We start from the raw sequence: 14,256 nt of genomic DNA, 5'->3' as shown, positions 1-14,256 counted from the left end.
TCATCCATGTAACGAAGCATCAATCAACTTTCACACAAACCCCCATCAGAAAACGGCGTTCTGATGGGGGCTGGCAAAGCAGGTCATACCCGGTAACTAGGCTTTTTTCGTTGTTTTCTTCGCCGTTGCTCCCGGCTTTTTCTCCGGTGCGGCCGAGGCCGGCCCGCTTTGCTGGGTCATCGTGACGGGATCCCAGTACACTACTTTTTGCTCAAAATAGCTTTCGTTGCAGGCCAGTACCGGTGCGGCCGCCCGGAAACCAAATACGGGGTCTTCTACCGTTCCCTGACTGCCCTTGCGAACGTTCTCGAAGAAATTACCGAAGTGTTTGGCATGGGCATCATCATCTTTCGGGGCTTCAAACTTAATTTCCTTAACGGGTTCGGCCTTACGGGTTTCGGGGGGGTATTTGGCGTCGTACTGCTTCACAAACTCCTGCTGCACCGGTTCGGTAAAGGTAAAGAAACTGTCATAACCGCCGTAGCCGGGGGCGATGGGCAGTTTCTTTTTGGTCATGATCAGGTTGTTTTCCGAAAACTCGATCTGCCCTTCGTTGCCGATGATGCGCGTGACATCATTGATTTTCCCGGCGTTGGCAAAGTTAACCCGCAGTACCATCTGGAAGGCTTCGTGCTGGTCGGTTTTAGGGTAATCCATGATGCACGACATGACATCGGGTACATCGCGGCCATCTTTCCAGTAGGCCAGATTGCCCGACGAAAAAATACGCGTCGGCCCCATCGTGTTGGTTACGAAATGAACCCCGGTAATCAGGTGAATAAATAAGTCGCCCGCTACGCCCGTACCGTAGTCGCGGTAGTTGCGCCAGCGGAAAAAGCGTTTGGCATCGAACGGATGTTTGGGCGCATCGCCGAGAAACCGGTCCCAGTCGACGGTTTTCGTGGACGCATCGGGTGGAATGGAATACTCCCAGGCCCCAATGGCGTTGAAACGGTCGTTGTTGGATTCGATGTAATTGACGGCCCCGATTTCACCCGCCTGTACGAGCCGTTTAGCTTCCTGAAAAGCGGCACTGCTGATACGCTGGCTGCCCACCTGCATCGTTTTACCCGATTTTTTCCAGGCATCAACTACCGCTTTGCCTTCGTTCAGGTGCTGCACCATCGGTTTTTCGCAGTACACGTGTTTGCCCGCTTTCAGGGCAGCAATGGTTACGTGGTCGTGCCAGTGGTCGGGCGTAACAACCAGTACGGCATCTACATCCGGGCGAGCCAGAATCTCGCGGAAATCGCGGGTGGTAAACAGGTCTTTGTCTTTGCCGTAAGCTGTTTTGGCGTGCTGAAGCCGACCGTCGTATAAATCGGCCACGCCCACCAGTTCAACCTCGGGATTGCGAAGAGCCGCCTGCGTATCGAAATTGCCCTGAATGCCCATGCCGATGGTGGCAAAACGAATTTTGTCGTTGGGGCTGATTTTGGCCAGATTTGGAATGATGGCCGGGAAACCGAAGGGTTTGGCCAGGCTTTCAGTAGCGGCCAGTGCTGAAGCCGCCGACAGGCTTTTTATAAAGACGCGTCTGTTAGATTGCATGAAAAGCGATTTTTTTACCAGTATAAGAAGTAAAGCAGGCGGTAACGGAGATTTACCCGATAGGCTGAAACTACCCCGAAGACGGTTAAAAATCCGGAAGTTCACTGATTCGCACCTTCATTCGGGGCTTCTCGTTATCCGGAACGATAACGATAAAGGAATTGCTCACTGTTTCGCCGTTACGCAGCACATAACCCGCCTGGATGTTGGTGGTTGAGTAGGCATCTTTGCCGTCGGCCGTCTTAATTTTTTGCTGGTAGGGCACCGTAAAAGGACGAGCCAGTACTTTCCCGCTTTTACTGGTCATTCGTTTACCGGTGGCGTTCAGGCAGTCAAATTCAGCCAGTTGGTTTGGGTCGGTTGAACTAAAAAGGGTTGGCTTGGGAAAAAATAGCTTCGAGCAGTTACTCTTGTTCGTGGCATAAATTGTTACTTCGTACCGCATAAACGGGCCACCACTAATATCGACCCGGCTCTCGTTTTTAATCTCGAACCCATAATCAATGCCGTTTAACGGAGCGGGTTCACCGGGTTGCACGTCGTACGCCTGCTGGGCGAAAAGCGGGCAGATCGTTGTCATCAGCAGCAGACAACAGGTAAAAAATCGATTCATAAGCGTAGTGGCTGGTTGATAGGAGTCACAAAAATAGGGTTGGAACCCACTATGTTGCAAGAGAGGAGGGCCGGTAAAAGCACGCAGGGAGGTACTGGGGAGGTACTGGGTAACTCCTGCTCATTCTACGCTTATTATCGGACTGAAAACTTCGTTTAGCTGCCCGTATAAATGGTATTAATTCCCACCCGTATTTGTCTGTTTGTTACCGTTCTCCTGCTGTGCCTGATAGAAACCGGGCAAGCCCGGCGTACAAATCCCGCCTTTCGGGTTATTGCCTTTTACACCGCCAAAAATGACCCGGCACACATCAGTTTTGTCCAGGAAGCTAACCGGTGGTTTCCCAAAATGGCAGCTACGCACCAGTTCACCTATGACTCAACGAATAACTGGGCGAATCTGAACGCTAAATTTCTGGCCAATTACGATGTCGTGATTTTTCTGGATACCCGGCCTGAAGACGCTGACCAGCGGGCGGCTTTTCGGCAGTACATGGAGAAGGGAGGAGGCTGGATGGGCTTCCATTTTTCAGCCTTTGCCCTTACCCCATCCACCTACCCGCAAAACTGGGACTGGTATTATAACGAGTTTCTGGGCGCGGGTTCCTACAAAAGCAACACCTGGCGGCCCACCCCGGCCGTTCTGCGCGTGGAAGACCGAAAACATCCGGCCACGAAGAGATTACCAAAAACCTTTACATCCGCCCCCAACGAGTGGTATCAGTGGACGAATGACCTGCGCACCAACCCGAACATCGACATTTTAGTGACTATCGACTCGACCAGTTTCCCGCTGGGTACCGGCCCCAAACCGCACGAAATATGGCACAGCGGGTACTATCCGGTGGTGTGGACGAACCGGAAATACAACATGATATACCTGAACATGGGGCATAACGACATCGACTACGAAGGCAAAACGAACCAGCAACTCTCATCCACCTTTACCAGTGAAATACAGGACAAACTGATACTCAACAGCCTTTTGTGGCTGGGACGCCGAAAAAAATAACGGGTCGGCACTTACTGCCGGTAGTTTATTGCCCATTCAGACTTATCTAACAAACTACCTGAACGGCTAGTAAACTTACGTGAATTACTAACTTTTTATCAATGAATAGCTTACCACTATCTGCCCGGCAACTGCTTCGTTTGCTGTTAGTGACCGGGACTACCGTTTCGCTCTACGCTTGTTTGAACAGCCAGAAAACGACTACCCAAACAGTGTCGGCATCTGCGACTGAATCGGTGGCAGCGGCCCCGGCCACTATGGCCCCCGCTGCTCCGAAACGGATTCTGATTTTCTCCAAAACAAAAGGCTGGAACCATACCTCCATCCCGGCGGGTATTGCAGCCATTCAGAAACTCGGCCGGGAAAATAACTTCCGGGTCGACACCACCAAGAATGCCAGCTACTTTAATGACGATAGCCTGCGTCATTATCTAGCCGTGGTGTGGCTGAGCACAACCGGCAACGTACTCAATCCCGTTCAGCAGGCCGCTTTTGAGCGGTACATCGAGGCCGGGGGCGGCTACATGGGCATTCATGCCGCTGCCGATACCGAGTACGACTGGCCGTGGTACAACAAGCTGGTGGGCGGTTATTTTGCCAGCCACCCCAATCAGTCCAACGTTCGCAAGGCAACGGTGGATGTACTGGACAAAAATCATCCCTCCACCGCGCACCTGCCCGACCGTTGGGAACGCACCGACGAGTGGTACAACTACCGCTCGCTCTACTCCGACCTGCATGTGCTGGCCAACCTGGACGAAAACACCTACGAGGGCGGCATCAACGGGAGTAACCACCCCATTGCCTGGTATCATGATTTCGATGGCGGACGGGCGTACTACACCGGTGGCGGCCATACCGACGAAAGCTACACCGAACCGCTGTTTGTGCAGCATTTGCTGGGTGCCCTTACCTGGACCATGAGTTCGGGAAAGGCCCTCGATTACAGTAAAGCCTACGCCGTGATAACGCCCGAAGAGAACCGGTTTGTGAAAACCGTACTGGTCAATGACCTGAATGAACCAATGGAACTGGCCATTGCCGATGATGGACGCACGTTCTTCACCGAGCGCAGCGGCAATCTGTCGGTGTATGATGCCAAAACGAACACGCATCAACTAGTGCATAAGTTTGATGTGATCACCAAGAATGGGCATGGTGTACAGGGCATTACACTAGACCCCAACTTTGCCACTAACCATTTTCTGTACGTCTACTACGCGCCCCGGTTCGAGACAGATCCGTTCTACAACCTGTCGCGCTTTGTGGTGAAGGATGATAATACGCTTGATGTAGCATCCGAAAAAATCCTGCTGACGGTGCCCAGCATCGACCAGCCGGGATCGCACCACGGCGGTTCGCTGACCTTCGATCCTGCCGGGAACCTGTACCTCTCCACCGGCGATCATACCAATCCGTTCCCCTCTAACGGTTACGCGCCCATCGATGCCCGGCCCGACCATCTGGCTTCCGATGCGCGCGGAACAGCCGCCAATACGAACGATTTTAGGGGCAAAATTCTGCGCATTCGTCCCCAGGCTGATGGCACTTATACCATTCCCGACGGGAATCTATTCCCGAAAGGAACCGAACCGTCGGACCGCGCCCTCACCCGGCCCGAGATTTATACGATGGGCCTGCGGAATCCGTACCGGATTGCCATCAACCCAACATCGTCGGCCCTGTACTGGGGTGAAATTGGTCCCGACGCGGGTAAAGACAGCACGCTGGGACCGAAGGGTTACGATGAGTTTAACCATACCAAAAAAGCCGGTAACTTCGGCTGGCCGCTGTTTATTGGCAACAGTCAACCATACGCCGAACTGGATTTTGCCACGAACGCAGTGGGCCCTACCTTCGACCCGAACGCGCCGGTCAACAACTCGCCCAAAAATACGGGTCTGAAAAACCTTCCGCCAACCAACCCCGCTATGATCTGGTATCCGTACGGCGTGTCCAAAGAGTTTCCGGAACTGGGGCAGGGTGGCCGTAGTGCGATGGCCGGTCAGTTTTATACCTACGATAAAAATTCACCATCCAAAAATAAATTCCCGGAATACTACGACGGGGCACTATTCATTTTCGACTGGATGCGCAACTGGGTGATGGCCGTTCGGGTGGATAAAGACGACAATTACATTCGTAATGAGCCGTTCATGGCCGCCAATGGTGATTTCCGTCGGCCCATTGACCAGGCGTTCAGTAAAGACGGGGTTATGTATATGCTCGAATACGGCTCGGTGTACGGGGCGGATAACGACGATGCCCGACTGGTAAAAATCGAGTATAACACCGGCAACCGTCCGCCTACCGTTCGGGCGATGGTAACGGACTCTGCAGCGATGGCGGTACATAACTCCCGCTCCTACCTAACCTCCGACGGGCGCAATGCGCCTTCCAGCCGCGAAGCCATCGGGCAGGCACCCCTGCGCGTACGATTCAGCGGGCGTGGCACTGACCTCGACGACGACAACCTGACCTACGAATGGCTGTTCGATGGCAAGACCGTCGGCGCTACCAAACCCAACGCAACCTACACCTACACGAAACCGGGTGTGTACAACGCCATTCTGAAAGTAACGGACCAGACGGGTCAGGTGGGTATGGACACGATTGCCGTGAAGGTGGGTAATGCACTGCCGCAGGTGACCATCACGACGCCTGATAACCGGTCGTTCTTCTGGGAAAACAAGCCGTTTGTGTACGCCGTACAGGTGGCCGATAAGGAAGACAAAACCATTGACCAGAAGCGGATTAAGGTGGTGTATGAATACAGTGCCCAGCCCGGTGGTGCGCCCACGGCAGCCCCGCAACTGGGCCACCAGGATTATGCCGAAATCGGAAATGGGTCAATCGGCAAAACGCTGATGGCGGCCAGTGACTGTAAAGCCTGCCACATTATCGACAAGCCTTCCGTTGGCCCCACGTTTCTGGCCATTGCTGACCGCTACAAAGGGCAGGCTGGCAGCATCGAGCGACTGGCCCGGAAAATCATTGAAGGCGGTGGTGGGAACTGGAGCAAAGACCACGTTATGAGCGCGCACCCCCAGGTGCCGGTACAGGATGCGCAGGAAATGGTGAAGTACATTTTCTCGCTGACCGATGCCCGCCAGCAGAAAACAATTCCGTTACAGGGTCAGATTGCCCTGAAGGAGCACAAAGCCGAGGAACCACGCGGACAATACGCCATCGTGGCCTCCTATACCGATAAGGGTGGAAACGTAGTTGGGCCATTGACCGGTACCGATGTGGTGACGCTGCGCAACGCGACCGTTAAAACCATCAACGCCGATGCCTATGTGGGCTTTAATCGTTTCGGCAACCGGCTAACGGCGGGTAATCACAAATCGTACGTGCTGCTGAAAGGGGTCGACATGAACACCATCAAATCGCTCACTTACGATTATTCGTCCCTGAATAAGGATGGCTACATTGATGTGCGGCTGGATTCCTACGCCGGGCCGGTCGTCAGCCGAACGCCCTACACGGCCACGGGTGCCTGGAACAAAACGAACGAAGTAACAGGTACCTTTGAGAAACCATTCACTGGTAAACACGACGTGTACATCGTGGTGATGAAGCCCGAAAAACCCAACGACGGAATCATTCAGTTAAACAGTATTCGGTTTAATCAGTAGGGTCAGGTCAGTGTAGAGAGATTGAACGAGGGCCTATATCTCTGTAAAGCAGTCTGAGTACCTTTGCCAGGGTCTGTCTAAACAGTTCAACCGCAAAGAACGCAGAATCAAATCGCAAAGGGCGCAAAAGGTGACCGGTCAATGTCAATTCCTTAGCGGCCTTTGCGAATTTACCTTTGCGCCCTTTGCGGTTAATCGAAAAAGGGGCAGGCCCTTTATCATAAAATCCCACAACCAAATGAATGAAGCAAAATTCAATATCGCCATATTAATCGACGGGGATAATGCGCAGGCGAAACTGATAAAAGAACTCATTGAAGAAGTATCTAAATACGGCAAGGCAACCATTCGCCGGATTTACGGGGACTGGACAACGCCCCACATGAATAGCTGGAAAGAAACAATCAATCAGCATTCGATCAATCCCATTCAGAAGTTTTCGTACACTGCCGGCAAGAACTCAACGGATAGCGCCATGATTATCGACGCGATGGATATTCTGCACAGCAATAGCGTCGATGGGTTTTGCATCGTGTCGAGCGATAGCGATTACACGGGGCTTGCCAAACGGATTCGGGAGCAGGGTCTTTTCGTGATGGGTATCGGCCGGAAAACAACCCCCATTGCCTTTGTTAATTCCTGCGAAATCTTCACCTTCAGTGAGAATTTACAGTTGGAAGAAGTCGTAGAGGAGGAAGCTCCGAAAGAACAATCCCGGTCGAAACCGACCAGAAAAGAACGCCCTAAAAAAGTAGAGACTGCCGGGCAATTCCCGAAAGTCAACATGAATATCATTGATAAAGCCTTCGATATCTCCATCAATGAAGACGAAGAGGCTAATATTTCTAAACTGGGACTAACCCTGCGGAAAATTGACCCAAGTTTCGACCCGCGAACGTACGGCTTTAAAACCCTGACCCAACTGCTGGCGAGTTTGAGGAAATATGAAATTGTGCGGAACGAAGTCAATGGATCGAACCACCCCCGGTTGAAATTAAAGTAACGATAGTCTCGTATAAACACTTCCGGCATAAAACTTTACGGCGGCAATCGGGTTGTTTAGTCGTAGAAACTTCGTTGGTTTCTGCTTACTCAACAAACGTTCTTTTCGCTATGCGTTTCATTATAATTTTCCTATCCGTCAGTCTGTACGGCTCCATTGCCTTCGCCCAGAGCGACTCGTCAAAAACGACCAGGATGCCCGTACGGCGGGAAGTATTTATACCGGGTGTCAACACGCCGATTTCCGGCGGGGGGGTGACGGCGCAAATGCCGGTTAACCCGACCATGCCCGCACAGGACGACAACAAGAAACGAAAAACACAGCCTCCCAGCGACCCACGGGCTTTTGGCGTGTCCATTCCCCTCGAAAAAGCCAAGAAGGATACCCTCCGTAACTAATTAGCTGGTAGGTTTATCGGGCAGAGGCATCGACGCATGAAACTCCTGATAAATTCGCTGCATGTACTCGTCCAGCAGGCTCAGAATACGGGCACGGTCGGGGGAGTGTACAATCAACCCAACGTGGTATTCCTTCTTCATGCGCCAGTATATCTCCGATTCGGTGAAGACGGACAGGTCGGGCCACTGATGCCGGGCCAGTGATATAATCAGACCAGCGTACTGGGCCGTATCGGTGGGTGGTACATAATGTTCTTTTTTAGCCATAGCAATCTCCAGCTTTGCCCATTCGCGCCAGAGATTAACCCCCGACGAGGCTTCAACCAGTTCGGCAATATTGGCCCCTCCTACCCGCGAGGACGTTTCCAGAAAGTATAATTCCCCATCGTGGTCACCCCGGATGTATTCAGAATGAGAAGCACTATAGCGCATCCCAAAAGCCGACAATACCTGGTCATTAATCTGGCGTAACGCCGTTGTTTCGGGCGTATCAAGCGGTAGTGTAGCGGTGCGGAACACCCCGCCCCCATGCGCCACTTCCATAGGCGTTGCCAGGTACTGACTCACCCGCGAAAATACCGCTTTTCCATCCACCGACAGCGAATCGACGTGGTACACCTTCCCCGGTTTAAACTCTTCAATGAGGTACGTGAAGCGGTTATCGCCCAGCAGCTTAATGGCCGACCAGGCTTCTTCCAGCGAATGTACTTTGCGGATACCGGTGGCGGAGGCTTCGGAACGGGGCTTTATCAGCCAGGGAGACTCCGTCGTTTGCAGGAAAGCGGTAACGGTTTCGTCGTGAAAAAGCGGGCAAAAAGCCGGTACACGGATGCCAGCCTCAAAGGCCCGCGTCCGCATGGCCAGCTTGTCCCGAAAATAACGGGCCGTAGTCTGCCCCATACCGTCAATCCGAAACGTTTCCCGAATAAGAGCCGCCTTTTCCACATCAAAATCGTCCAGCGCCACTACCCGATCTATTCGGCGGGAGCGCATCATGTGGCTCAGCCCAACGATCATTTTTTCCAGATCCTCCGGCGCATTGCTGGGTGAGGGCAGAAAAAAGAACTCGTCGATGGCTTCGCACGGCCAGTCTTCGTTGGCCAGCTTTTGGTCGGTCAGCAAATAAACGGTGTTCCCTAACTCCTTGCAGGTCCGCATAAACTCCTGCCCCTTCAGAAAGGTAGCAATGCACAAAAAAGACAACTGACTCATAAGACAGGCACTTAGTTGACGAAAAAGATACGGCCAAAATACGAATCCAGGAATTTTTTCTACCGGGTTTCAGCCGTTAACGTCCTCAAATAAGCGATTAATAGTCGAATACCAAATCCGGTGGCGTTCTTTTGCGCACCAAATTCCGAATCGGCGAAGGCCATACCCGCAATATCCAGGTGCGCCCAGGCGGGGTGACTCTCCGTGAATACTTCCAGAAACTTGGCCGCACTGATGGAACCGGCCACGGGTTTACCACTAAAGTTCTTCACATCGGCCACATCCGATTTTATATCTTCTTTGTACACATCCCAGAGCGGCATTCGCCAGAGCCGCTCGCCGGTTTGGTCAGCGGCCTGGGTAAGCTGCGTGGCCAGTGCATCGTTCTGCGTGAACATACCGCCAGCGTGCAGGCCCAGCGCGGCAATAACACTACCCGTCAATGTGGCCAGATCGATGAGAATATCGGGCTGAAAATGACGTACTATATACGCCAGTCCATCGGCCAGAATAACGCGACCTTCGGCATCGGTGTCGATAATTTCGATGGTTTTGCCGCTATAGGACGTAATCACATCGCCAGGTTTTGTCGAACGACTGTCTACCGAATTCTCGGTGGCAGGCACGATACCCACTACGTGAATGGGCAGGTTGAGTTTTGCCGCTACCTCTACCGTTCCCAGCACGGCGGCCGCCCCACCCATATCGCTTTTCATGAGGTGCATGCTGGTCGATGGCTTGATCGACAGTCCACCCGTATCGAATGTTACTCCTTTACCCACCAACCCGACCGTAAGCCCGCTGGGATTAGTTGCTGGTTTATGTTCCGCAATAATCAGCACGGGGGGGGCTTCACTGCCTTCGCTCACGCTGAGTAGGGCGCCCAGTTTTTGTTTTATCAGTTCCTCCCTGTCCAGTATCGTCACAGCATATCCGTGCTGGCTACCCGACAAAACGGCCCAGTCGGCCAGCGTCTGAGGCTTTTTATAATTGGAAGGGGCATTCATCAAATCCAGCATTTGCCGGTGCGTTGCGGCAATCGCTTCGGCGCGGGCCAGGGCTTCCTGCGCTGCGGCTTGCTGGCTGGCCGCTACGAGCAGCGTCAGTTGACCGGCTTCCGAATAAAACACCGGTGCGTCGGGCTTATCCGTCTGGTACAGTTTCAGGTCATACCCGCCCCAGCGAATGCCCGGCACAACGGCTTCCACCAAGCTTCCGTCGAAGGTAGTCAGGTCAAGGACGAGTTGCGTCGGTAGCGTTTGACGACGGTCGAAAAAGAATTTCCGGAACGTTTTCAACCAGTCCATCTCCTGCGGACTGGTGCCCAGACCAACCAGCCAGGTTGTTACCTCACCGGCATAGAGGGGCAATACTTCGTTAGCCTCCGCTTTAAAATCGCGCTCCAGCACGGACAAAGGCACCTGATGCGTGTTTGCCAGTTGCGTTAACTGGTCAGTCAGCGTGTCGTCCTGCACCAGCGGTTTGATCAGGTCTCCAATAGCTGACTCCTGCGTAGAAAGGGAAATTATCATTGGTCAATTAGTTTGTTTGTTCGTAAAATAGCCATTCCACCGCCTTCGGAAACTCACGACTCCAGTGAACTTCCTGATGGGTACCCGCGGGGTCTACCGACAGGTGGATGTCAATCGGCTTGCCGTTATACCCCTGCCGCAACAGGGTCTCGTTGAATCGCCGGATACTGGGTACCATGTAACTCGATTCTTTCTCGCCCCCGTAGGCGTATATTTTCATGGGAACCGGTGCCTGCAACCGAATCGCATCGAAATAGATTTTGGGCGAAATCCAGAGGGAGGGCGAAAAAACCATCAGCCGACCAAACACGTCTGGGTGCATCAGACCGGCATAAATACTAATCAGTCCCCCCAGCGAACTACCGCCAATACCCGTATGTTCGGGGTCGGGCAGGGTACGGAACGTTCGGTCAACGAGCGGCTTCAAGGTACGGCGAATGAAATCCAGGTAGAACTGCCCCTTCCCGGTACCGGCGCGGGTGCGATGAAAGGTGAATTCCCGGATGCGCTCATCGTGCGCGTGGTCGATAGAGATCAGAATCACCTCGTGGCGATTTCGGGCAGCCAGGAGTGCCATTTTCTGGTCGACCTCCCAACTGCCGTACCCGGCGCCACCCCCAAAAAGATTCTGTCCGTCGTGCAGGTAAAGCACGGGGTACTGTTTGTTCGTTTGCTCGTAATCATGCGGAAGCAGCACATGCACCCGGCGCACCTGACTGATGCCCGGCACCTTGAACTCCTCCCCCAGCAAGTCAATTTTAGGCAGCAGCAGCGGGTTGTACGGGGAGCCAAACCAACGCCAGTGGGGTATGTGTTCCCGTTTTACACCGGCCGTTCGTAATACGATCCGGTTGGCAACGCCCTCGCCGGAGGCATCCAGTTCTACCTGGTCCCAGCCCCCCCTCGTGTACTTATATACCAGTTCTTCAGGCAATTCGGTGTTGGGCGGAAACTCGTACACAAACTGCCCCGGCCCAACGGGTTGCATCTGAAACGCCCGTACATCGGGAAGCCAGTCGCAGAAGTTACCCGTCACAAATACAGGGCGGTCGTCAATGCTGGGCGTAGTTAATTCCAGACGTAGTGGTGAAGCCATACGTACAGAATAGGATAAGAATGGTAGTTGGTTCAGATTACGCCCGGAAAATTCCCCTGACCGGGCCGGATGCTTCACTTACCGGCAGACGGTCAGACCAGTGCCCATCGTTCGGTTAAATCTTCCGCCAGGGCAATCAACTGATCATACCGACCTGGTTTGGTCAGGTACTGGTTGGCACCCAATGCTAAACTGCGCTGCCGCTCGGCCGCGTCCGATGAGGTTGTAAACATAACGACCGGCAGATGGGCAAATATGGGCATACTGCGCACCTGTTCGAGTGTTTCGAATCCATTCTGGCGACTCATGTTAATATCCAGTAAAATGAGCCGGGGTAATGCGGTACAGGTAGCCAACTGCGGAACAAGCTGGTCACCATCGGAGAGTATTCGCACCTGAATCGGCTTTTTCATCCGCTGAAAAGCGGAGCAAATAAAAAGCCAATCATCTTCGTCGTCGTCAACAATCCAAACTGATGAGTAGGTTGGTACGTTGCAAAACGATGACGTGCAGGGAGTCATGACGCAAGGGTAGTAAGGATAAACGCCGATAAGTTTCCCGGTATTTGTATACGGGCTGAAGGTCCCGGAAGCAGGCAGTCAGCTTGTACCTTTTTCTTATTCTCAGGGTGTGGCAGCCATGCCTGACTACCTACGTGCGGGTAGACGTAGCTGAATCCAAATATACAAATCTGTTTTATAACCAATTGACAGGCAACACCTTATTTAACTAACATTTAATTCAGGTTTAACTACCCTGACCACCAGAAGCCAATTCCTGACTTTTTCCCAACCACTTAGCAGAACACCTTGTCAAAAAGGGTGAAAGGAGCAGGTTATTTGCCTAACTCCAAGAGCATATACAAGTCAAAACACTGAAAATCAGCGCATTAATTTATTGATTAAAAATATATTAAATCCTATATTATAATTAGTCTAAATAACATCTACCTTTGCAGGCGATACATCTAACTGAATTTTTCTATGTTGAACCATACTTCATTTGTCCGGTTTACCTGCTTACTCTCGGCAGTAATCATGTTTACCTCCTGTAGAGACGAAGAAAATCCCATCACCGTTACTCCGCAACTCCGGCAGCAAATCGACTATGCCAAACTAACCGACACGACGACCTACGCTACTTTTTTCACCGACAAGGCCAGCGTTAAAACCGTTGACCTGACCAATGGCAACAATCGCCTGCTCATGTTCCGGGCCATCAATACCTACAATGGCACGGCCGTTGGATCGGGGGCGGCACTGGATGCAACCGTACTGAAAAATATGTTTTCCAACACCGGAAATCCGTTTTCGGGTACCGCCAATACAGCCCTGAATTCGGCAGGTGTACAGTTGCGTAACGTCACGGCCTCATCCCTATCGGCTGTGGATGCCGAAAAAGAGCGTCAGGCCCTGGAGACTGCCTTTAACGCTATTGCCACCGCCAGCCAATCGGTGTCGGCGGTAGCATCGGAGGGGAAAGCCGGAAAACTGGACCGATACCTGGTTGATGCAAAAGGAATAGAATGGGGACAGATTATTCAAAAATCACTGATTGGCGCTTTCCAAATGGATTACATTGGGAATGTACTCCTCAGTGATGCCCGGTTATCGGCCGACAACACCACGCTGGTAGCGGGTAAAAACTACACGCAACTGGAGCAAAACTGGGACGAAGCCTTTGGTATTCTCACCACAAATCCGGCATACGGGAAAAATGCGACGGAAAACTCATCCGGCGAAAGTTTCGCAGGTTCTTACCTCTGGGAATATAACCCGACCGATTTTCCAAATATTCACAAAGCCTTTCTGATGGGTAGGGCTGCTATTGTCAATAACGACCTGACCACCCTGAAAACACAGGCTACTTTTATTCGGAGAGCGATGGAAAAATCCGTTGCCAATGCCGCTTTGGGCTACCTGAGCAAATGGAAAACGGGCACAACCGATGCCGCACGCGCTCATGCCATTGGCGAAGGTGTCGGATTTGTCTATTCGCTCCGGTATGCCAAACTAAACGGGGCCGATGCGGCTTTTTCGGATGCCATCCTGAACAACCTGATTTATTCGACCCCAAACGGATTCTGGGGCTTGACGAATACAAAAATCGATGCGGCCAGTACGGCTATCAAAACAAAATTCGGGCTATAATTCCTGCTTAAATCACTTATTCCTGCAAGGCCCGAGAAAAACCTTGCAGGGA

General features: G+C 52.4%; 11 protein-coding genes. 5 read left to right on the top strand and 6 right to left on the bottom strand.

The genetic code is table 11. The annotated features are described in order from the left end of the window. Window positions 1-96: 96 nt before the first annotated feature. Window positions 97-1,551, bottom strand: a complete 1,455-nt coding sequence (locus B157_RS0119800) for a Gfo/Idh/MocA family protein (protein ID WP_020605047.1) — start codon at window positions 1,549-1,551, stop codon at window positions 97-99. A gap of 85 nt (window positions 1,552-1,636) precedes the next feature. Then, window positions 1,637-2,164 carry a hypothetical protein gene (locus B157_RS0119795; RefSeq protein ID WP_020605046.1) on the bottom strand — a complete coding sequence of 176 codons (528 nt, stop codon included), beginning with the start codon at window positions 2,162-2,164 and terminating at the stop codon, window positions 1,637-1,639. Between the two features lie 171 nt (window positions 2,165-2,335). Here B157_RS0119795 and B157_RS0119790 point away from each other — a divergent pair, with 171 nt between their 5' ends. From B157_RS0119790 to B157_RS0119775, 4 genes are all read left to right on the top strand, one after another. After that, a complete protein-coding gene (locus B157_RS0119790) occupies window positions 2,336-3,175 on the top strand; it encodes a ThuA domain-containing protein (RefSeq protein WP_020605045.1) in 840 nt (279 codons plus the stop codon). A 101-nt stretch (window positions 3,176-3,276) separates the two neighbouring features. Further along, window positions 3,277-6,813 (top strand): ThuA domain-containing protein, encoded by a 3,537-nt coding sequence (locus tag B157_RS0119785; protein ID WP_020605044.1) that lies wholly within the window; start codon window positions 3,277-3,279, stop codon window positions 6,811-6,813. Between the two features lie 238 nt (window positions 6,814-7,051). Beyond that, window positions 7,052-7,816 carry an NYN domain-containing protein gene (locus tag B157_RS0119780; RefSeq protein ID WP_020605043.1) on the top strand — a complete coding sequence of 255 codons (765 nt, stop codon included), beginning with the start codon at window positions 7,052-7,054 and terminating at the stop codon, window positions 7,814-7,816. A 110-nt stretch (window positions 7,817-7,926) separates the two neighbouring features. Next, entirely contained in the window at window positions 7,927-8,214 is a 288-nt protein-coding gene (locus B157_RS0119775) for a hypothetical protein (RefSeq protein WP_020605042.1), read from the top strand. Here B157_RS0119775 and B157_RS0119770 read toward each other — a convergent pair whose 3' ends face one another. From B157_RS0119770 to B157_RS0119755, 4 genes are all read right to left on the bottom strand, one after another. Further along, window positions 8,215-9,426, bottom strand: a complete 1,212-nt coding sequence (locus B157_RS0119770; RefSeq protein ID WP_020605041.1) for an ATP-grasp domain-containing protein — start codon at window positions 9,424-9,426, stop codon at window positions 8,215-8,217. 59 nt (window positions 9,427-9,485) lie between these two features. Then, window positions 9,486-10,958 carry a leucyl aminopeptidase family protein gene (locus tag B157_RS0119765; protein WP_020605040.1) on the bottom strand — a complete coding sequence of 491 codons (1,473 nt, stop codon included), beginning with the start codon at window positions 10,956-10,958 and terminating at the stop codon, window positions 9,486-9,488. 7 nt (window positions 10,959-10,965) lie between these two features. Beyond that, window positions 10,966-12,054, bottom strand: coding sequence for an alpha/beta hydrolase (locus tag B157_RS0119760; protein ID WP_020605039.1), 1,089 nt, complete (start codon window positions 12,052-12,054; stop codon window positions 10,966-10,968). Between the two features lie 92 nt (window positions 12,055-12,146). Beyond that, entirely contained in the window at window positions 12,147-12,575 is a 429-nt protein-coding gene (locus tag B157_RS0119755) for a response regulator (protein WP_020605038.1), read from the bottom strand. A gap of 462 nt (window positions 12,576-13,037) precedes the next feature. Here B157_RS0119755 and B157_RS0119750 point away from each other — a divergent pair, with 462 nt between their 5' ends. Next, on the top strand, window positions 13,038-14,204 hold the full coding sequence (locus B157_RS0119750) for a DUF4856 domain-containing protein (RefSeq protein ID WP_020605037.1): 1,167 nt from the start codon (window positions 13,038-13,040) through the stop codon (window positions 14,202-14,204). Window positions 14,205-14,256 lie beyond the last annotated feature (52 nt).

Origin of the sequence: Spirosoma spitsbergense DSM 19989, from assembly GCF_000374085.1 — a bacterium.
In the GTDB taxonomy this organism is placed as follows: Bacteria; Bacteroidota; Bacteroidia; order Cytophagales; family Spirosomataceae; genus Spirosoma; species Spirosoma spitsbergense.
Note: the sequence above shows the minus strand (reverse complement) of the source record. Positions and strands in the feature narration are given on the sequence as shown.